Below are 19,484 nucleotides of genomic sequence, written 5' to 3' on the forward strand. Positions count from 1 at the left end.
CGGCAAGACCGACGAAAAATCGCTGGAACTGTGGCTGGTGATGGATGGCGGCAAGACCCGCTCGCTCGGCGTCTTCCAGCCCGGCACGAATGGCGATCTTATAATCCCCGCAGACATGGGCAACAGCATCACCGAAGGCACCACCTTCGCGATCAGCGTCGAACCTTTCGGCGGCTCGCCGACTGGTCAGGCAACAGGCCCTGTTATCGCCGTCGGCACGGCACGATGGGGATGAAGGTTTAACGCTTCCCGATTCGAGGCGAGTCCCGATGAACGCGTCACGACACGAGATGGGTCGTAACGGTCAATCTCCGAAGCCGACGATGCCCTTGATTTCGGTGAACTCGTGCAGACCGAACTTGCCATATTCCCGACCGTTGCCCGATTGCTTGTAGCCGCCGAAGGGGGCGGCCCCATCCCAGGCGGAGCTGTTGAGACGCACTATGCCGGTTCTGAGCCGTCGTGCGAAGGCACTCGCCTCCTCGGGTGCGCCCTGAATATAGGATGCCAGCCCATAGGGCGTGTCGTTGGCGATATCCGCCGCCTCGTCCTCGCTGCCATAACCGAGAATGGCAAGCACAGGCCCGAAAATCTCTTCACGCGCGATCGTCATGTCGTTCGTAACGCGCGCAAAGACTGTCGGCCGTATATAATAGCCGCTGTTCAGATGCGCTGGCCGGTCGAGCCCGCCGGCAACGAGCTCCGCCCCTTCCTCCACTCCCTTGCGGATGAGGCTCTGGATCTTGTCGAATTGCGTTTTGCTGGCAACCGGCCCGATATCCGTTTCGGCATCGCCGGGTGTACCGACACGGACCGATTCCGCCGCCGCACGGGCGATGCCAATCACCCGGTCCATTTGCTCCGCAGGGACGAGAAGACGGGTCGGCGCATTGCAGGACTGGCCGGAATTGGCAAAGCACCTGCTCACGCCGGCGCGCACGGCAGCGTCGAGGTCAGCGCTTCGGAGCACTATATTGGGCGATTTGCCGCCCAGTTCCTGATGCACGCGCTTCACCGTCGGGGCCGCCGCCTGCGCGACCGAAATGCCAGCGCGTGTCGAGCCGGTGAAGGAAACCATGTCTATATCGGGATGGCTCGCCAGCACCGTGCCCACGGTTGGGCCGTCGCCGTTGACGAGATTGAACACGCCCTTGGGAACACCGGCTTCGTGCAGGATTTCTGCGAAAAGTATGGCGTTGAGCGGCGCGATTTCCGAGGGTTTCAGCACCATGGTGCAGCCGGTGGCTAGCGCCGGGGCCACCTTGCAGGCGATCTGGTTGATCGGCCAGTTCCACGGCGTGATCATGCCGACGACACCGATCGGTTCATGGACGATGCGGGTCGTACCCTGCATGTATTCGAACGTAAAATCACGCATGGCGCGGATCGTCTGCTCGAAATGCGCCACGCCGATACCCGCCTGCTCATCCCGCGACATTTTTCGTGGAGCGCCCATTTCATGAGATATCACATCGCCGATCTCGTCCTGCCGACGTTTCAATATCTCAAGAATACGCTCAAGCAGGCCGAGGCGCTCTTCCCGCGTCGTCTGCGAAAAGGTAGCAAAGGCGCGGCGCGCGGCGGCGATGGCGCGCTCGGCATCCGCCGCCGATCCCATGGCTATCTCCGCGAAAGGCTCTTCAGTGGCGGGGTCGACGACGGATAGACGCTGGCCGCCGAGAGGATCGACCCAAGCGCCGTCGATATAGAATTTGAGATAGTTGTCCATATCCGTCTCCAATGATCTCAGCGGCCGGCCAGGATGAAGTCGGCGACCCGCTCCGCGATCATGATTGTGGGAATGTTGGTATTGGCGCAAGGGATCGACGGCATCAGCGATGCGTCGCAGACCCTCAACCCTTCCACGCCGTGCACGCGGCCCGTGGACGACGTCACCGCCATGGGATCGTCAGCCGATCCCATGCGGCACGTTCCCGAGGGATGCCATGTGCCGCCCACATGGCGGCGGACGAATTCCGTCAACGCATCGTCGTCCTCAAGCAGCCCCCGCATGGTCGTGCCGAGTGTTATCGCTGAATGCACCAATGCGGGGCGCAGCGGGCCCGCCACATCCAGAAGACCCGAGAAAAGACCCCGCTGCAACGCGTTCCATGTCCCCGGTACAGCGACCTTCGCCACCCGGGGCGAATAGCTCGATGGAAAAACAGTGCCCCCGTGCCCCGCCATGAAAAGGTCGGTCAGAGCCTCCGCCCCCAGCCGCAGCGCAAGCTTGAGCCGCCTCAGATCACGCTCGTCGCTCAGCATCCTGAAATCGACCTCCGGCTCCACATTGGGGTCAAGCGAAACAAGCTTCACGGAGCCGCGCGAATAGGACTTGTTGACCCAGAAGAACAGGCTGCCCAACCGCAAACCGATGGAATGCCAGCCGGATCGCGACAGGATCGCTGCATGCATGTCACCCTGCGGCGCGCCGTCGAGACCGGAGGAGAAACGCCAGATCGCCTGTTCGTGGTGTTCTCCCCTGTCACGCACCCGCATATGCGGGGGCAGATAGGCAGCGACGGCGATCGAAGGATGCTCCATCAGATTGCGACCGACGCCGCTGCGGCCGGCCACGACATTGCCCCCCACGGCGGCGATGTCACCGACGGGGCCGATACCGGAGCGCATCAGCAATGCGGGCGTGTGAATGGCGCCGGCCGAGACGATCACTTCCGCCGCATGGATCGTCTCCACTCTAGCACCCGTCAATCTCGCACCCGTAGCCAGACGGCCATCGAACAGGATGCGGTCCGCAACGCTTTCGGTGATGATCCTGAGGTTCGGACGTTTGCGCACGTCCGGCGTCAGATAGGCAAGCGAGGTCGGCAAGCGCTCCCCGCTATCGCTGACGGCGATGGCGCCGCGAAAGACGCCGTCTTCCCAGGGTCCGTTCTGGTCCGGCCTTGTCGGATAGCCGCGGCGGTCGAGCGTTTTCATGACTCGGTCGACGAAGGGTGAAATCCTGTCGTCGGATATGCGCCGGATCGTCAGCGGCCCGGTCGTGCCGTGAAGCGGGCCGAAGTAATCCCTGTCTGCTTCGATCTTCAGAAAATAGGGCAGGCAATCGTCCCAGCCCCAGCCGTCCGCCCCAAGGGCCTGCCACTCGGCATAGTCGGCCGGCGCACCCCGATTGGCCATCAGGGCATTGATAGCCGAGCCTCCGCCCAGAAGCCGCGCCTGCTCATAGCGACGCGGTGGACGGGGCGCCGCGTTGGAACGGGCATGGCCCATCAACGCCGTGAGCTGCGACCAGATATTGCGCGTATCGAGATAGGCACGGCCGGGATAACGGCTGCGCACCTCATCCGGTATATCGTCCGCCGAAATATTGCGCCCGGCCTCGACCAGAACGACCGTCCGCCGCGGATCTGCGGAAAGGCGTGCGGCCAGCACGCAGCCCGCCGATCCGCCGCCGAGGATGAGGTGATCGACGATCATGTCGCCCGCCCCTGCGAATATTCGGTGTTGCGGGCGTTGATCGCCGCCAGCATCAACAGCATGAAGGAGATCGCCGTCAGCAGGGAGCTGATCGAGGCGATGGTCGGATCGATTTCGTCGCGCAGCGCTGTGAACATGCGCTTGGTAAGCGTCTGATATTCGCCGCCGGAAATGAAAAGCGAAACCACCGTTTCATCGATGGCGGAGATGAAGGCGAAGAGCAGACCGGAAATGACGCTCGGGCGGATTTGCGGCAGGGTGACGATGAAGAAGGTCCGCCAGCGGTTCATGCCGAGGCTTCTCGACACCATCTCCTGGGTGTGGTCGAACTTGCGCAGCCCGACCAGGACGGAGGTGACGACATAGGGCAGGCCCAGCATGACATTGGCGAGAATCAGCCCGGTCAGCGAAGCAAGAAGCCCGATCTGTGCGTAAACCAGAAAGACGCCGACGGCGGTGATGACGATCGGCACGATCAGCGGTAGAAGCAGCAGCGCCTGCAAGCTGCGCACCAGCCGCGATTGCGTGAGGTTGAGCGCATAGGCCGCCGCAGTCCCGAGGATGGTGGCGATGACGGCGCTGGAGACGGCGACGATCAGGCTTACACGGGTTGCCTGCATCCAGGCGGCACTGCCGAGATAGGCCTCATACCAACGCAGCGACCAGGATGGCGGCGGGAAAGCAAGGAAGCGCGCGCCGGAAAAGGACATTGGCAGGATGATCAGGATGGGGATCATCAGCCAGGCGAGAACGAGGGCTACAAAGCCGTAGAGAAGGATTTTCGACAGGTTCATGCGTCACCTCGTTCCCATGATGCGTTCGAACGGAATGATGAGGCTCGCCAGCCGGAAAACCAGAAAAACGCAGACAAGCAGGACGACGCTGATCGACGAGGCAGCGCCCCATTCGTTATAAACCTCGATGTTGCGCGAAACGAGCATGGAGACCATGTAGGTGCGCCCGCCGCCCAGCAGTTCCGGCGTGATATAAAAACCAAGGGTGAGCACGAAGACCAGCACCATGCCGGCGATCATGCCCGGCAGCGACAGCGGCAGGAAAACCCGCCAGAATACATGCATGGGTGAGCCGCCGAGGCTGGCGCCGGCCATGGTCAGTTCCGTGGGTATTTTCTTCATCGTCGCATAGAGCGGCAGCACCATGAAGGGCAGCAGGATGTGGATCGTCGCCATGACCGTGCCGAATTCGTTGTTGACCAGCCGGAGCGGCGCATCGATCAGGCCCGATCCCGTCAGCGCCGAATTGATGATACCGTTGCGCTGCAGCAGGATGAGCCAGGCATAGGCGCGCACCAGAACGGATGTCCAGAAAGGCAGCAGCACCATGGCGAGAACAAGCACGCTCCAGCGCTGGGGCAGGCCCGCCGCCACATAGGCGACGGGATAGCCGAGGAGGACGGTCATCAGCGTGACGACCGCCGCAATGCGGAAGGTCTGAAGGAAGGTCATCCAGTAGACGGAATCCGTCAGGAACCGCTGATAGTGAGCGAGCGTAAAGCCGCCATCCTGCCGGATCGACTGCCAGCCCAGCCACAGAAGCGGCAGGACCAGCAGAACGACGACGACCGCAAGGGCTGGCGCCAGCAGCATCAGCATGAGCCGTTGCTCACGCTGCTCATGCAGCGCCGACGGATTTCGTTTCGACTGTGCCATCAGTGACCCTCCACAGGCCGATGATTATTTCTGGATGAACTGCGCCCAGCGTTTTTGCGCCTCCTCGCCGGCCGGTGAACTCCACCACTCGTCCGAGACCAGGACCTGAAGTGCGGCATTGTTCGGCGAACTCGGCATTTCGGCAGCGCGTTCCGGCGAAATCTTGCCGGTCTTGTACGCTTCAGGATTGCCTGGACCGTAATCGATATAGGCCGGGAAATTCGCCTGGATTTCAGGGGTCAGCGCCGCATTGACGAACTTGACAGCCGTTTCGAGGTTCGGCGCGCCCTTGAGAATGCAGAGTGACGTATACTGAAGGAAACCTTCATTGAACGAATAACCGATCGGCGCGCCCTCCTTCACCACCGCAGCAACGCGGCCGTTCCACGCCATCTCCATGTCGACTTCACCATCGGCCAGAAGCTGCGCCGACTGTGCGCCGGAGGTCCACCACACCGTGACATAGGGTTTGATCTCTTCAAGCTTCTTGAAAGCCCGGTCGACATCGAGCGGATAAAGTTTGTCCGCTGGCACGCCATCTGCGAGCAAAGCGGCCTCGAGTGTCGCCAGGGGATGGTTACGAAGCGCCCGCGTGCCCGGAAATTTCTTCACATCCCAGAAATCCGCCCAGCTCTTGGGCGGGTTGCCGCCGAACTTGTCCTTGTTGTAGGCAAGCACGCTCGAGTAGAATTCATAGGCGACCGAATAGGGGCTCTTGTATTCGGCCGGCATCTTTTCCGAATTGGGTATTTTGGAAAAATCGAGTTTCTCGATCATTCCCTGTTCCCCGCCGCGTATGCAATCCTTCGCCGGCGTGTCGATGACGTCCCAGACGATCTTGCCGGATGCGGACTGCGTCTTGATCACCGGCCAGGCATCGGGCGCGCTGTCCTGATTGACAGTGATGCCGAGCAGCTTGGCGACGGGATCGAGGATCGCCTTGGTCTGCGCCTCCTGATAGGCGCCGCCCTGTGAAACGAAGGTGACCTGTTCCGCCGACGCCAGGCCAGCCGAAAAGACGGCGGCGGATGCGGAAAGCACGAGCATGGAAAATCTGTATTTCATTCGTCGTTCTCCTCTTTTATGTCGAGGCGCTGTCGCCCCCGTTTGGCATGCGACTGTCGGGTCTTAGCGCCCGATTGCATCGAGGAACTGATACCAGCCGGCGATGAGCCGGACGGCTGGCTCCCTGATGGGATAAAAAGGCACGGGTTTGAGCGGCTCCGCGGTCAAAAGCCCGAGATCGGGGCTTTGCCCGGCAACCATGGCCGCAACGTAGCGGCCCATGTTGGAGGCCATGGCCACCCCGGTTCCATTGTAGCCGACTGCATAGACGACCCGGTCGTCCAGCCGGCCCAGATGTGGAATGCTGTCCATCGTCATGGCCACGAGGCCGGACCAACGATGGGTGACAGATACGGCTGCCAGTTCCGGAAACTGCCGCACCATGGCCTTGTGCAGTGCCGCAAACGCGCTTTCGGAATCCGCCTTGCCGAAGGCGCCGCGCCCGCCATACATCACACGGTCTCCAGCCTTGCGGAACCAGCGCATCATGCGCCGCGTCTCGGTATAGCTGCGTCCCTGCGACAGGAGGGAAGCACCCGATCTGCCGGTCAGCGGCTCGGTCGCAATCATCGCGGAGCGGAAGGGAATGATGGACTTGCGGACCGCCGACGTGGCCAGCGTCAGATCGGAATAGGAATTTGTGGCGATCACCACTTGGCGGGCCGAAACGACACCGTTAGGCGTTTCAAGAACGATGCTGGCGCCATCTCGCCTGAATGCCGCCACCGGCGTCTTCTCGTGGATCGCGATGCCTGCGGCACTCAATCCGGCCGCCATGCCCAAAACGAAATTCAAGGGGTGGATGACGCCGCCATGGGTACTGAGCATGCCGCCGACGAAATCGCGTGAGCCCGTCTCCGCCTCCATTTCCTCCGGTGAGAGAATGGTGCAGGCATGGTCGCCAAGCGATCCACGCAGCCACTCGACTTCTTTCTTCAGGCCATCGAGCGACAGTTGATTGTGGGCACAGCGCAGCGAACCGGTTGGGCGATAATCGGCAGCGGCGATTGCATAATCGTCTACCAGTTCGCCGACATGATCGATGGCCTCGATACCGAGATCATGCATGCGCCGCGCGGTCTCCAGCCCGTAGCGGGCGGCGATGTCGGAGAAGGAAAGCCGGAACTTGCCCGACACCACGCCACCATTGCGGCCGCTCGCCCCCCAGCCGATCCGGCTTGCCTCCAGCACCACCGGAGACAGGCCGCGGCGGGCCAGATAGCGCGCCGCGGAAAGGCCCGTATAACCGCCGCCGATGATCGCGACATCGAACCGACGATCGCCCGAGAGCCGGTCGAAGGCAGGACGGCTCGAAGCCGTCTCCTGCCAGAGGGATTTGATATCGGGAAAAGGGGGACGTGCGGCCATCGGTACGGCTCTCTCGCTTTCAGGCTGCCGTTGCCGTCTTGACGCCGGCGGCAAGCTCCGCGTCCACCGCATCGGCCAGTTGCTTGAGCGAGGAGAAGTGGAAGTCGGGCCTGGTCACCACCTTCGGAGCCGGCGTGCCGCCGAACCCCTGCTGGCCCTGGCGACGCTCGATCCAGCAGGTCGTGTAGCCAAGTTCGCGGGCCACGCCGATATCGTGATGCTGGCTCTGGGCGACATGCAGGATTTCCGACTGCTTGAAACCGAAAGCCGACTGACGCCCCTTGTTGAAGGCGAAAAACTGCGGATTGGGCTTGGCACACCCGGCCTCATCGCAGGTGACGCTGTCGTGAAACGGATTGCCAAGCGTATCGGAATAGGCGGAAAATGCCGTACGGTCGGCATTCGTCATGGCGACAAGACGGAAGTTCTTGCGCAGGCGGGCGAGCGCTTCCACGGAATCTGCGAAGGCCGGCCAGCGCAGCACGGCAAGCTGGAAGGCTTCCGCCGTGGCGTCATCATTGTTGAAACCGAGTTCGTTGGCGAGAGAAAGATAGACGTCTTTCATGGCGAAGGAAGACCGTCCATAGAACTTGTCGCGGCCGCGCTTGTACGGTTCGAAAATCTCGTCGTCGGTGGCCCTCGCCGCCTTTTCACCGCCGAGCGCACGCACCGCATTGAGCACACCCGTTTCGAAATCGATCAAAGTGCCGACCACATCGAAGGTCATGACCTTGAATTGCGTAAGCTGCATAGTCTTTATCCTTGTTGACTGCATGGAATGGAATGTCTCAACCCGCTTCGGGAACGATCACCGTGTCTTCGGGGTGGAGTGAAAGCACGATCGCCTCACCCGGCGACTTCATCAGCGCGCGGCCGGCATGGTTGCTGGGAAGCCGAAAACTCAGATCGTCGCCGCTGTCCAGCCGCACGAAAACCCGAATGCTTTCGCCCTGATAAAGCGTATCCGTGACGGTGCCTGTCAGCCTGTTGCCGCCATCTGCTTGAGCGCCATCCACCACCACGAGTTTTTCCGAATGAACCACGAGATGCAGGTTTTCGCCTTCCGGCACGCGATGCGCCGTGTGCAGCAGCCGGTCTCCCAGCCGCACCGCCGTTTCGCTTTCGCGCCGAACCGCAAGCAGGGTCGCCTCGCCTATGAAACGGGCGACAAAGGCGTTGACGGGACGGTCGTGCAGACGCTCCGGCGTATCGACCTGCACCAGACGTCCCCTGTGCATAATCGCCACGCGGTCGCTCATCGTCAGCGCCTCGCGCTGATCATGCGTCACATAGACGATCGTGGCGCCGAGCCGCTTATGCAGCCGCTTGAGTTCGATCTGCATGGTCTCGCGCAGCTGCTTGTCGAGCGCCGAAAGCGGCTCGTCCATGAGAATGAGGCCCGGCTCGAAGATCATGGCGCGCGCCAGCGCCACGCGCTGACGTTGGCCGCCCGACAATTCGTGGATACGCCTGTTCTCATAGCCGGTGAGTTCGACCATCTCGAGCGCGGCCTTGAGTTTCGCCGGCCAGCTCGCCTTCGGTAGCCGCCGCGCCCTTAGCGGAAAGGTGATGTTTTCGCCTACACTCATATGCGGAAACAACGCGTAGTTCTGAAAGACGATACCGATATCCCGCTTATGCGGCGGCTCAAATGTAATATCCCGATCGCCTAACCAAATTGACCCCGATGTCGGCTGGACAAAGCCGCCGAGAATTCCCAGCAACGTGGTCTTGCCTGACCCCGAAGGTCCGAGAATGGAAACGAATTCGCCGGGAGCGACATCGAGATTGACATCGTCCAGCGCACGAAACGTTCCGTAGCACTTGACCGCCTCTTTGATGGAAACGCCTACCCGCTCTGTATTTGGCTGCTCAATCATATGATTCCACTAAAAAATCCCAGTACGTTCGGTGGTGCTCCGACGTATGGCAGCGCGTTTTTGCGGAACGAAGAGCAGATTTTCAGCCTGTGACGCCCAGCGCCGGCCTGAAACCAATCTGTCGCGTTCCCCTCAATTCATGGAAGGTCTCTCGCCTTCGTTGACAGCAAAGAGACCAAACAAAAGGCGGATAAGCAATTGAAAAAAAATCTATGCGATGTTACAAAATGTAATGACATTCCTTCGCCGTTCCCTGCCCTCCATGAATGGCCTCTTTACTTTCGAGGCGGCTGCACGCTGCGGCAGTTTTTCGAGGGCAGCAGACGAATTGAACGTGACGCCGGCGGCTGTGAGCCGCATGATGTCCCGGCTGGAGGAACATCTTGATACGACATTGTTTCTTCGGCAGCCCGGTGGCGCGATGCTGACGGAACCCGGCCAGCTGCTGTTCGATGCGATCGCCAGAGGCTTCGCCGGAATAGAAAGCGCCCTGCGGGAAATCGAGGATCGCCGAACCGGTATCGAAACCGTGTCCCTTTCCGTCTCGACCGGCTTCACCACGCACTGGATGATGCCGAGAATGGCAGAATTCAAAAGGGAATTTCCCAATGTCGATCTTCGGTTTCAGCTCATGATGGGCGCCCTGTCGGGGCCGGTCAACGACGTCGATCTTGGGATGCGCTTCGTCGATGGACCGGACAGGCATCACGAGGCAGCTTTCGTCATGCCCGAAATCCTGCTGCCGATCTGCAGTCCGGGTTACAGGGAAAGCCATGCCATTTCCGGCAACGATATTGATCGCGTGCCGGATACGACTATCAATTTAAGCGATGCGCAGCCCAACTGGTCGACGCTGTTCACACCGGCCAGCGGTAGCGACCCGCAGAATTCGATGATCTTCTCCGATTACGCCATCGTCGTGCAGGCTGCTCTCCTGGGCCAGGGCGTGGCGCTTGGCTGGCTCAACGTCGTCGCCCATTGGTTACGGACACGGACACTGGTTCCAGCAAGCGAACACTTGATGGTCACCGGCCGGCGCTGCCATCTTATCCGGCTGCGAACCAAACCCGCCCGACCAATCGTCACGCAGGTCAAGGAATGGATGATCCGTGAATTGAAGGCGGATGTCGATGCGGTGAGCGCGCTTTATCCATCCCTGAACATCGGCTGCGTGGGAAGCGATACCATCAACTAAAAACTAAAATTTTGAACACGCTCGAACCGACATAGTCATAACGACCCTTCGTTCCGCTATTGTCACCAGATAAAGAAACTGACATCATCGACTAACAGGCTCAAAATGAGCCGCTGATATTCCATGAGCAGGGTAGCTCTCGACCGGAAACGGGCGGGAGCTTTTTATTTTTTGGTGGGCGATGATGCATTCAGAAAGATGGCAGGTCGGTGTGCTGTTCTCCGAAACGGGAGTGACCGGAGCCGTGGAAACAACCCAGAGAGCTGCTACCTTGCTGGCGATCGATGAAATCAACGCAGCCGGTGGCGTGCTCGGCCGAGAGATAGAGCCCGTGGCCTACGATCCGCAATCAACTCCCAGTCTCTATAAGGAGCTTGCGGTCAAACTTTGCGACGAAGATCGGGTCCGGGTCGTTTTCGGCTGCCACATGTCGAGCACCCGCAAAGCCGCTCTTCCCGTCATTGAGGCCCGTGATGCTTTGCTGTTTTACCCGACTTTGTACGAAGGGTTCGAATACTCCAGGCATTGCATCTACACAGGTGCAGCTCCCAATCAGAACTCCGTCCAATTGGTCGATTTCCTCACCAAGCACTATGGAAAGCGGGTTTTTCTTGTGGGGTCGAATTACGTCTATCCTTATGAATCGAACCGGACGATCAGCGACCTTTTTCTTCAGGTGGGGGGACAGGTCCTGGACGAGATATATGTTCCGCTGAACCTCAAAGACGAGGACGTCGCCAAGATAATCCGACACATTCGCTCAGCGCAGCCGGACGTTATTTATTCAACGATCGTTGGCAACGGTATCATTCCTTTCTACACGGCTTTCAAGGAAGCGGGCTTCAACGCACAGAAGATGCCGATCGCCAGTCAATCGACAAGCGAGGCCGACGTGATACGCATGCGCCCGGAGGTGGCGGAAGGGCACATAACCGCTGCTCCCTTTTTCGCTTCTCTCGACACCCCCCGCGCCCGCGCCTTCGTTTCGGCCTATCAACAACGGTACGGCCAGCAGATGCTGCCCACTGCGCCAGCCGAAGCGGCTTATTTTCAGGTATATCTCTATGCGGCGGCTTTAAAGCTTGCCGGCGGCGACGGGCTTGAGCAGCTTCTGCCGGCACTCTATGAGGTCGAATACGATGCTCCACAGGGCGCGGTGAAGATAGACCGGCTGACAAACCACACGCATCTGTGGCCAAGAGTGGCAAAGGTGAATGCGCAGGGCGGCTACGATATTGTCTATGATCCGTCACTGCGGGTGGCGCCCGATCCGTTCATGCGCGAATATCGACCGGATCTGACGCAAACTTTCCCGCATCGCGTCCGGGTCTGAGAAGGAGCGACGATGTCATTCGCCCTTCTCAGAGATTTGCGGGATCTCAAGGTCCTGGTTATTCATCCCCGGACATCGGAGGGAGAGTTCCTCGTCGATCACCTGCGCCGTATCGGCTGCACGGTCAGTTGCCTCTGGCCGGTGCCTGCCGAATTGCCGCATGGCACAGACGTCGTCTTTCTTGCCATGGAAGACGAGGCGCGACCGGAAATCGAACGTCTGCTGAAGTGTTTTCCAAACCCCGCTCCGACCATGCTTGCCATCGTCGGTTACGAAAATCCCTCGACGTTGCAGATCGTTCTGGAAAGCGGCGCGCTCGCCATTGTCGAGAGGCCGATCAAGCCGTTCGGTCTGCTGACCAATCTCGCCATCGCCCGCAGCCTGTGGCTGGAGCGCCAAAAGCTCGTGAAAGAAGCGCGCAAATATAAACGCAAGGTATTGGGAGACCAGAAGCTCGCCCGCGCCAAGGCGATTTTGATGGCCAATCTCGGCACCAGCGAAAACGAGGCGTACCGCGAAATGCGGGAGCAGGCGATGGCCCGGCGCGTACCGATCGATGAAATCGCCAATTCGATTATCAATGCCGAACAGCTCTTGCGCCGCCCCCAAAAACATGATTAGTTTTTCATGTGTTTCAAAGGAACACCTCCGGCACATCCCTTCCTTTTGCGAAGCCATGTGCCGCTGTTGCACGCGGCGACGCCGTGATGCTGTGATGGCAAAGGTGCCCGCAGGCTGTGACAGGCCTAGCGGGTTTTTTGTTGTCTGCTGACAGTGTCGTCAGCCTTCCAACATTTTTTCGGCATGAAAGCCTGGCTGTTGAACCGGGCAGTGCCACTGCGTGCGCCAATCAAAAAAGGGGAACCAAGATGGTGTTCAACAGACGTGAATTTCTGAAAACCGCAGCCACCGCTTCCGCCGCACTCACCCTGCCAGCGCTGGGCGGCCGGGCCTTTGCAGCCGACGCAATCAAGGTCGGTGCGCTCTACTCCCAGACGGGTGGGCTTTCCGTCGCCGAAAAACTTCTCGCCAACGGTGTCATGATGGCCGTGGCCGAGATCAATGCGGCCGGCGGCGTTCTCGGCCGTCCGGTCGAGGTTGTCGTTGAAGACGGAGCCTCCGATCCGAAGATCTTCAGCGAGAAAGCTTCGAAGCTGATCCTCAAGGACAAGATTTCAACCGTATTCGGCTGCCACACATCCGCCAGCCGCAAGGCCGTGCTGCCGATCTTCGAACGGCGCGGCGCGATGCTGTTCTATCAGACGCATTATGAAGGCTTCGAGTGCTCGCGCAACGTCGTCTATTCCGGCGCCGTTCCGAACCAGCAGCTCTCCAACTACATTCCCTGGATCGTCGAGAAACTGGGCAAGAAGAAGTTCTTCATCGTCGGCTCGAACTACGTCTATCCGCGCGAGATGGCCAAGGTTTCCAAAAAACTGATCGAGGCAGCCGGCGCGGAATGGGTAGCGGACGAATATCTGGAACTCGGCCACTCGGAATGGGCCGTGATGGTCAGCAAGATCAAGGAATCGGGGGCGGACGTGGTTCTTTCCAACGTGGTCGGCGATTCGATCATCGCCTTTTACCGCGAATTCAAGAACCAGGGCCTTTCGCAGGACGTTATCCCAATCTGCGCGACAGTAACTTCCGAAATCGAGATCGCGGCCATGGGGGCTGAATACGCGGCAGGCAGCTACACCTCTTTCCCATATTTCATGTCGATTGAAACGCCGGCGAACAAAAGCTTCATCGACCGTTTCAGAACCTTCGTCAACGATCCCAAGGCCGTGACATACCATTCGCTGGAGGCCGCCTATTTTCAGGTGTTTCTGTGGAAGCAGGCAGTTGAGAAGTCCGGCGATCTGTCAGCCGACGCGATCCGGGCCGGCATTCGCGGCCAGACCTATGACGCGCCCGGCGGCAAGGTGACGACCGACCCCGACAACCTGCATTGCTGGCTGACGCCACGCATCGGACAGTGGCAGCCGGACGGCCAGAGCAAGGTGGTCAACGCCTATCCGGCACCGATCAAGCCGCTTCCCTATTCGGCTTATGGCGAAACGGAGAGCAACCTGTTCTGCACCGTCAAGGGTCTCGACGCAGCAAAACTCAAGGGCTGACCCATCCTCCGCATTGTCCCGCCAGCCATGCCTGGCGGGACCATGTCTCGGCAAGGCGGATCTGCGCTTTCTTCTGCGCGACGCCAATCCGCTTTCGGATTGGCACGAAGCAGGAAAACCCGACCCGCCCTTCTCACGAACGGTGGCTTCATGCTCGACATTCTTTTTATCGGCCTCAGTCTCGGCTCTATCCTTCTTCTGGTGGCGCTCGGTCTCGCCATAACCTACGGCGCCATGGGCGTCATCAACATGGCCCATGGCGAGATGGTCATGATCGGCGCCTATGTCGCCGTCCTCTCCGGCATATGGTTCAAGACAAGCCTGCTGCTCGCGATACCGCTGGCGTTCATCGTGACCGCGTTGCTCGGCCTGATGATCGAACGGCTGGTCGTGCGGCGACTTTATGGTCGTTTGCTGGATACGCTTCTCGCTACCTGGGGCATCGCCATCCTTCTGCAGCAGGCCGTGAGGCTCGAATTCGGCCTGTCCTTTTTCGGCATTCATATCGAAGGCCTTGGAGCCGGCCTGCAAAACGTCGGCGTGCCTTCGTATCTGCAGGGTACATTCAGCCTGGCGGGCGCGGAGATCAATGCTTACCGCGCTTTCATCATCGCGGTTACCGCCGCGCTGACGCTGGTGACGTGGTTCATTCTCTATCGGACGACGGCAGGTATGCAGGTTCGCGCGATCATCCGCAATCCGAAAATGGCCGCAGCCTGCGGTATCGACGTGAAACGCGTCAACGCCATGACTTTCGCCTTCGGGTCCGGTCTTGCGGGCGTCGCCGGCGTCATGATGTCCGGTTTTAAGACCGTTTTCCCGGACATGGGCACGACGATGGTGGTTGACGGCTTCATGGTCGTGGTCACGGGCGGCGTCGGCAGCCTGTTCGGCACCATCCTGTCTTCGGGGTTATTGGGGGAGATCAATGCGCTGGTGGCCATCGGCACGAACGACATTCTGGCGCGCGCGGTTGTTTTCGGCGTCGTCATCCTCGTCATTCTCGTCAAGCCCAGCGGGCTGTTTTCGTTCAAGGGGCGCTGACATGAGTATCCAACGAAAATTCCAGATCGCCGCCTACGTCATTTTCATAGCATTACTTTTTGCGGCGCCCGTTTTCGGTGACGAATTCTGGCTGAACCGTATTTCAAAATATCTTGTCTACGGCATGCTGGGCGTCGCCATCGCGCTGACATGGGGATATGCCGGCATTCTCAACCTTGGCCAGGGCCTGTTTTTCGGTCTCGGCGCCTACATGCTCGCCATGTCTCTTAAACTGTCGAGCCTGACCAGTCTGCAACAGGGCTCCGACAAGCCCGTTCCTGATTTCATGCTCTGGAACGCCGAACCCGGTGCACCCACGGAACTGTGCTGTATCAACAAGGGCTCTTTCCTCTGGCTTCCGTTTCAAAGCCAGTCCGTTGGTCTCGTACTCGGCCTCGTGCTTCCCGTGGCGATCGCCGGCGCGCTCGGCATGCTGGTTTTCCGCAAGCGTATTTCCGGCGTATTCGTTTCGATCATCACTCTGGCGCTTGTTCTGCTCGTACGTCTCGTCGTGGTCGATGCTCAACCGGTGACAAACGGTTTTAACGGCCTGACAGATCTTGGCTGGCTGACGATCGGCGGCATAGAGTTCGATCCCTACAGCAGGGCGACCTATTATCTTTGCGCCGTATGCCTGTCGCTGTCACTCATCGCCGCCCGTCTTGTCGTGGAAACTCGCGCGGGCATGATCCTGCAGGCGATCCGTGACGATCATGTTCGCGCCCGATATCTCGGTTTCGACGTCTCGCTCTACCAGGTGTTCTTCTTCGCTCTTTCGGCAGGCATTGCCGGCGTTGCCGGCATGCTCTACGTCGTCGTCGCCGAGTTCGCCTCTCCGACCTTCATGGATTTGTCTTTCTCGGTGACGATGGTCGTGTGGGCGGCCGTCGGCGGCCGTTCCTCCCTGCTCGGCGCCTGCATCGGCGCGATCCTGATCAACATGATCGAAGCTCAGGTCAGCGAGACCGAAGCGCTTGTCGAAGCATGGAAAGCGATCATCGGTCTCATCTTTGTGCTGGTCGTCCTGTTCATGCCGCGTGGTTTCGGCGGCGTCGCGCATGATGTGCTGCGACAGCTTATCCGCAGGCTCAAACCGGGTGCGGCGTCTTCATCATTGCAACAACAGAGCGAGGCATCGTGATATGAGTGCAATCGCATTGACCCTCGACGGTCTCGGTGTCGATTTCGGCGGGTTCAGAGCTCTAAACAATGTCAGCATCACCGTCAGCGATGGTGAGCTGCGTGTGTTGCTTGGTGCGAACGGCGCCGGCAAGACGACCCTGATGGATCTGGTCAGCGGCAAGACGCGCAGTACGCAGGGCAAGGTCTTCGTCTACGACACCGACATCACAAATTGGCCCGAACATAAGATCGCACGCGCCGGCATCGGCAGAAAATTCCAGATTCCGAGCATTTTTCGCGATCTCACCGTGCGGCAAAATCTGGAGGTGGCCAATTGCCGCAATCCATCGGTGCTTGCAAATCTCCGTTTCGGATTTTCGCGGGCGGAAGCGAGGCGCGTCGATGACGTGCTTGCTCTCACGGCGCTTGAAACGGAACAGCAGACGACGGCCGCCTATCTCAGTCATGGCCAGACGCAATGGCTGGAACTGGGCATGCTCATCGTGCAGGACCCGAAGGTGGTTTTGCTGGATGAACCAACAGCAGGAATGACCCAGGCCGAAACCCGCAAGACGGCGCAGATCATAAACAATCTCAAGGGCCGACATACGATCCTCGTCGTCGAACACGATATGGGGTTCGTGCGTGAAATCGCCGAACGCATCACCGTCCTTCATCTGGGAGAGGTTCTGGCCGAAGGAAACGTCGGGGATATAGAGCGCAATCCGAAAGTCCGTGAAGCCTATCTCGGCTCGAAAGGAATATCCTGATGCTGACATTGAAAGACGTGCACAGCTATTACGGCCGCAGCCACATCTTGCACGGCATCACCCTCGATGTACCGGCCGGCAAGGTGACGAGCATCCTCGGCCGCAACGGCACCGGCAAGACGACCCTTTTGAAAACCCTGATGGCGCTGACCGACCGGGTGACAGGTGAAATGCATCTGCAGGGAAAAGATATCGCCGCCGCCCCGACGCATATGAGAGCACGGGCGGGGATCGCTTATGTCCCCCAGGGCAGGGAGATCATTCCCGATTTTACCATCCGCGAAAACATCCTGATGGGCGCTTTTGCGCGTGCCGATCGCAAACGCGAATTTCCAGCGCTGGTGCCCGAACTTTTTCCGTATCTGATGGCCAATCTCGATCGACCGGGTGGCGTGCTTTCAGGCGGCCAGCAACAGCAGCTCGCCATCGCACGTGCGCTGGCCGCAGATCCGAAAGTGTTGCTTCTCGATGAGCCAAACGAAGGCATTCAGCCCTCCATCGTCGAGGAGATCGAAAAGATCATTATACGGCTCAATCGCGAGATCGGCATGACGATCATTCTCGTTGAGCAAAACGTCGCATTTGCGCGGCACGCATCTCACCAGTTCGCCATGCTGGAGAAGGGAACCGTGGTCGCGGCGGGCGCCATCGACACGCTCTCCGATGCACTTGTTCATCGGCATATGGCTGTCTGAAACGGACTGAAATCCTTGGTAAAGAAAATGGGGACCATCATGACATCGACACAGAGCTACACCGCTGCCGCCATCCAGTTCGAGCCGACCATGTTCGAAAAGGCGCGCAATATCGCGCGGCTGGCCGCCCTTTGCGAGGAAGCGGCAGAAGCAGGTGCACGCCTGATCGTCACGCCGGAAATGGGCACGACAGGTTATTGCTGGTTTGACAGGGCCGAAGTAAAGCCTTTCGTGGAAGCCATTCCCGGACCGACAACAGATGTTTTTCAGGCCATTGCCAGCAGACACCGCTGCTATATCGTCATCGGCATGCCGGAAGTCGAACCGGCGAGCGATCTCTATTACAACACCGCCGTTCTGATAGGTCCCGATGGCGTTATCGGTCGGCATCGCAAGTCGCATCCCTATATCGCCGAGCCCAAATGGGCCGCCAATGGCGATATCGTCCATGAGGTCTTCGAAACGGAGATCGGCCGGATTTCGATGCTGGTCTGCATGGATCTGCACTTCTTCGAGACGGCACGGCTGGAGGCTCTGGCCGGTGCGGACATCATCTGCCACATCTCCAACTGGCTGCAGGAACGCGCGCCGGCGCCCTACTGGATCAACCGTGCCTTTGAAAACGCCTGCTATCTCATCGAAAGCAACCGGTGGGGGCTGGAGAGAACCGTGCAGTTTTCCGGGGGAAGCTGCCTGATCGAGCCCGACGGAACGGTTGCCGCATCCATCGATACAGGCGACGGGATCGCCTATGGCGAGGTCGATCTTGCCCGCGCACGCCGCCGCAAAGTCTTGAGCGAACCGGTCTTCAAATCGCGCCGGCCCGAGCTTTACATGAACATGATGACCAATAGCTTCACCTGGAATCCGGGCGACTACTTCCGCCTCTATGGCTATCAGCCCATTCCGCGCGGGCGCAAATCGCGCGCGGCCGTTGCGCAGTTCGCCCCCTCCTCCGTGATCGCAGACAACATCGCCCGCATCACCGCACTGGCCACAGAAGCGAAGGCGACGACAGCGCCGGACATTCTGGTTTTCCCGGAACTGTCGCTGACCGGGCTTGAGGCTCCCCACACCCGGGCGGAACCGCTTTCAGGCCCGACAGTCTCCGCCTTCGTGCGCTTGGCAATGAAGCTCGGCTTCTATCTCGTCGCCGGATTTGCCGAGGCGGACGGAGACAAAGTCTATAACACAGCAGTGCTCGCCGGTCCCGAGGGGCTGGTGGGCAGCTATCGCAAGACGCATCTCGGCATGGCCGATAGCTGGGCGACGGCCGGTGACGAATGGAAAATATACGATCTTGCCATCGGCCGAGTGGGCCTGGCAATTGGCCACGACGCGCTATATCCGGAAGCCATTCGTTCGCTCTCGCTTATGGGGTGCGATCTGGTGGCCTGCCCTTCAGCAATTGCCGGTACCTTCACCGGCAGCCATGCGGGAACAAAAATCCCGCACAACTATCCCATCCCGAAGGGAGCAGACCCCTTTCATTGGCACGCTCTGCGGGTTCGCGGCGGCGAGAACAACGTCTATTTCGCCTTCGCCAATGTACTTGATAAGCCACGGGGATATCTGGGTAAGAGTGCCGTGTTCGGACCGGACTCCTTTGCATTTCCGCGTCAGGAATCGGTGATCCTGGACGAGGAAGGGATTGCCGGTGCGACCGTCAACACCACCAATCTCGATACGCCCTATCCAACGAACATCGTCCGGCGAAAAGACCTTGTTGTCATGCGTCAGCCGCATCATTATCAGCCTCTCGTCAAATGGCATCAGTAAAA

At 59.6% G+C, this 19,484-nt stretch carries 18 protein-coding genes; 10 read left to right on the plus strand and 8 right to left on the minus strand.

What is annotated here, in order from left to right:
- The coding region (locus PIB16_RS25510; protein WP_271046600.1) for an anti-sigma factor at positions 1–235 on the plus strand (235 nt) is incomplete at its 5' end.
- A 69-nt stretch (positions 236–304) separates the two neighbouring features.
- Here PIB16_RS25510 and PIB16_RS25515 read toward each other — a convergent pair.
- The 8 genes from PIB16_RS25515 to PIB16_RS25550 all read right to left on the minus strand — a co-directional run bounded on the left by PIB16_RS25515 (position 305) and on the right by PIB16_RS25550 (position 9,424).
- Positions 305–1,729, minus strand: a complete 1,425-nt coding sequence (locus tag PIB16_RS25515) for an aldehyde dehydrogenase family protein (protein ID WP_065656709.1) — start codon at positions 1,727–1,729, stop codon at positions 305–307.
- Between the two features lie 17 nt (positions 1,730–1,746).
- Complete coding sequence (locus PIB16_RS25520) at positions 1,747–3,441, minus strand: GMC family oxidoreductase (RefSeq protein WP_104679841.1); 1,695 nt, start codon at positions 3,439–3,441, stop codon at positions 1,747–1,749.
- Positions 3,438–4,235: an ABC transporter permease gene (locus PIB16_RS25525; RefSeq protein ID WP_065656711.1), complete on the minus strand. Its 798-nt coding sequence runs from the start codon at positions 4,233–4,235 to the stop codon at positions 3,438–3,440. The genes PIB16_RS25520 and PIB16_RS25525 overlap by 4 nt, the downstream gene beginning before the upstream one ends.
- Positions 4,236–4,238: 3 nt before the next feature.
- Complete coding sequence (locus tag PIB16_RS25530; protein WP_065656712.1) at positions 4,239–5,111, minus strand: ABC transporter permease; 873 nt, start codon at positions 5,109–5,111, stop codon at positions 4,239–4,241.
- Between the two features lie 24 nt (positions 5,112–5,135).
- On the minus strand, positions 5,136–6,176 hold the full coding sequence (locus tag PIB16_RS25535) for an ABC transporter substrate-binding protein (protein ID WP_065656713.1): 1,041 nt from the start codon (positions 6,174–6,176) through the stop codon (positions 5,136–5,138).
- A gap of 63 nt (positions 6,177–6,239) precedes the next feature.
- Positions 6,240–7,544: an NAD(P)/FAD-dependent oxidoreductase gene (locus PIB16_RS25540; protein ID WP_065656714.1), complete on the minus strand. Its 1,305-nt coding sequence runs from the start codon at positions 7,542–7,544 to the stop codon at positions 6,240–6,242.
- Between the two features lie 19 nt (positions 7,545–7,563).
- On the minus strand, positions 7,564–8,295 hold the full coding sequence (locus PIB16_RS25545; RefSeq protein WP_059755226.1) for an HAD-IA family hydrolase: 732 nt from the start codon (positions 8,293–8,295) through the stop codon (positions 7,564–7,566).
- 37 nt (positions 8,296–8,332) lie between these two features.
- Positions 8,333–9,424: an ABC transporter ATP-binding protein gene (locus tag PIB16_RS25550; RefSeq protein WP_065656715.1), complete on the minus strand. Its 1,092-nt coding sequence runs from the start codon at positions 9,422–9,424 to the stop codon at positions 8,333–8,335.
- 232 nt (positions 9,425–9,656) lie between these two features.
- Between PIB16_RS25550 and PIB16_RS25555 the strand changes: the two genes are divergently transcribed.
- The 9 genes from PIB16_RS25555 (at position 9,657) to PIB16_RS25595 (ending at position 19,482) form a co-directional block, all read left to right on the plus strand.
- Positions 9,657–10,619: a LysR family transcriptional regulator gene (locus tag PIB16_RS25555; protein WP_065656716.1), complete on the plus strand. Its 963-nt coding sequence runs from the start codon at positions 9,657–9,659 to the stop codon at positions 10,617–10,619.
- Positions 10,620–10,800: 181 nt separating this feature from the next.
- The gene (locus PIB16_RS25560; protein ID WP_065656717.1) at positions 10,801–11,952 is read left to right on the plus strand and encodes a transporter substrate-binding domain-containing protein; all 1,152 of its coding nucleotides are present in this window, start codon (positions 10,801–10,803) and stop codon (positions 11,950–11,952) included.
- Positions 11,953–11,964: 12 nt separating this feature from the next.
- Positions 11,965–12,573: an ANTAR domain-containing response regulator gene (locus PIB16_RS25565; protein WP_020812771.1), complete on the plus strand. Its 609-nt coding sequence runs from the start codon at positions 11,965–11,967 to the stop codon at positions 12,571–12,573.
- 248 nt (positions 12,574–12,821) lie between these two features.
- A complete protein-coding gene (locus PIB16_RS25570; RefSeq protein ID WP_059755234.1) occupies positions 12,822–14,072 on the plus strand; it encodes a transporter substrate-binding domain-containing protein in 1,251 nt (416 codons plus the stop codon).
- A 150-nt stretch (positions 14,073–14,222) separates the two neighbouring features.
- On the plus strand, positions 14,223–15,116 hold the full coding sequence (gene urtB, locus PIB16_RS25575; RefSeq protein WP_065656718.1) for an urea ABC transporter permease subunit UrtB: 894 nt from the start codon (positions 14,223–14,225) through the stop codon (positions 15,114–15,116).
- Position 15,117: 1 nt separating this feature from the next.
- Positions 15,118–16,257: an urea ABC transporter permease subunit UrtC gene (urtC, locus tag PIB16_RS25580; RefSeq protein ID WP_065656719.1), complete on the plus strand. Its 1,140-nt coding sequence runs from the start codon at positions 15,118–15,120 to the stop codon at positions 16,255–16,257.
- 1 nt (position 16,258) lies between these two features.
- Positions 16,259–17,008: an urea ABC transporter ATP-binding protein UrtD gene (urtD, locus tag PIB16_RS25585; RefSeq protein WP_065656720.1), complete on the plus strand. Its 750-nt coding sequence runs from the start codon at positions 16,259–16,261 to the stop codon at positions 17,006–17,008.
- Complete coding sequence (gene urtE, locus PIB16_RS25590) at positions 17,008–17,703, plus strand: urea ABC transporter ATP-binding subunit UrtE (protein ID WP_065656721.1); 696 nt, start codon at positions 17,008–17,010, stop codon at positions 17,701–17,703. The genes urtD and urtE overlap by 1 nt, the downstream gene beginning before the upstream one ends.
- A gap of 27 nt (positions 17,704–17,730) precedes the next feature.
- Positions 17,731–19,482 (plus strand): nitrilase-related carbon-nitrogen hydrolase, encoded by a 1,752-nt coding sequence (locus tag PIB16_RS25595; protein ID WP_065656722.1) that lies wholly within the window; start codon positions 17,731–17,733, stop codon positions 19,480–19,482.
- The last annotated feature ends 2 nt before the right edge of the window (positions 19,483–19,484 follow it).

This window comes from Agrobacterium sp. ST15.13.015 (assembly GCF_027871645.1).
Taxonomy (GTDB): Bacteria; Pseudomonadota; Alphaproteobacteria; order Rhizobiales; family Rhizobiaceae; genus Agrobacterium; species Agrobacterium leguminum.

Coding starts and splice junctions, on each gene's coding strand:
- PIB16_RS25555 (WP_065656716.1), top strand. CDS start 9,657: ATGACATTCCTTCGCCGTTCCCTGCCCTCCATGAATGGCCTCTTTACT.
- urtB (WP_065656718.1), top strand. CDS start 14,223: ATGCTCGACATTCTTTTTATCGGCCTCAGTCTCGGCTCTATCCTTCTT.
- PIB16_RS25565 (WP_020812771.1), top strand. CDS start 11,965: ATGTCATTCGCCCTTCTCAGAGATTTGCGGGATCTCAAGGTCCTGGTT.
- PIB16_RS25515 (WP_065656709.1), bottom strand. CDS start 1,729: ATGGACAACTATCTCAAATTCTATATCGACGGCGCTTGGGTCGATCCT.
- urtE (WP_065656721.1), top strand. CDS start 17,008: ATGCTGACATTGAAAGACGTGCACAGCTATTACGGCCGCAGCCACATC.
- PIB16_RS25540 (WP_065656714.1), bottom strand. CDS start 7,544: ATGGCCGCACGTCCCCCTTTTCCCGATATCAAATCCCTCTGGCAGGAG.
- PIB16_RS25525 (WP_065656711.1), bottom strand. CDS start 4,235: ATGAACCTGTCGAAAATCCTTCTCTACGGCTTTGTAGCCCTCGTTCTC.
- PIB16_RS25530 (WP_065656712.1), bottom strand. CDS start 5,111: ATGGCACAGTCGAAACGAAATCCGTCGGCGCTGCATGAGCAGCGTGAG.
- PIB16_RS25570 (WP_059755234.1), top strand. CDS start 12,822: ATGGTGTTCAACAGACGTGAATTTCTGAAAACCGCAGCCACCGCTTCC.
- PIB16_RS25560 (WP_065656717.1), top strand. CDS start 10,801: ATGATGCATTCAGAAAGATGGCAGGTCGGTGTGCTGTTCTCCGAAACG.
- urtD (WP_065656720.1), top strand. CDS start 16,259: ATGAGTGCAATCGCATTGACCCTCGACGGTCTCGGTGTCGATTTCGGC.
- urtC (WP_065656719.1), top strand. CDS start 15,118: ATGAGTATCCAACGAAAATTCCAGATCGCCGCCTACGTCATTTTCATA.
- PIB16_RS25595 (WP_065656722.1), top strand. CDS start 17,731: ATGGGGACCATCATGACATCGACACAGAGCTACACCGCTGCCGCCATC.
- PIB16_RS25550 (WP_065656715.1), bottom strand. CDS start 9,424: ATGATTGAGCAGCCAAATACAGAGCGGGTAGGCGTTTCCATCAAAGAG.
- PIB16_RS25545 (WP_059755226.1), bottom strand. CDS start 8,295: ATGCAGCTTACGCAATTCAAGGTCATGACCTTCGATGTGGTCGGCACT.
- PIB16_RS25520 (WP_104679841.1), bottom strand. CDS start 3,441: ATGATCGTCGATCACCTCATCCTCGGCGGCGGATCGGCGGGCTGCGTG.
- PIB16_RS25535 (WP_065656713.1), bottom strand. CDS start 6,176: ATGAAATACAGATTTTCCATGCTCGTGCTTTCCGCATCCGCCGCCGTC.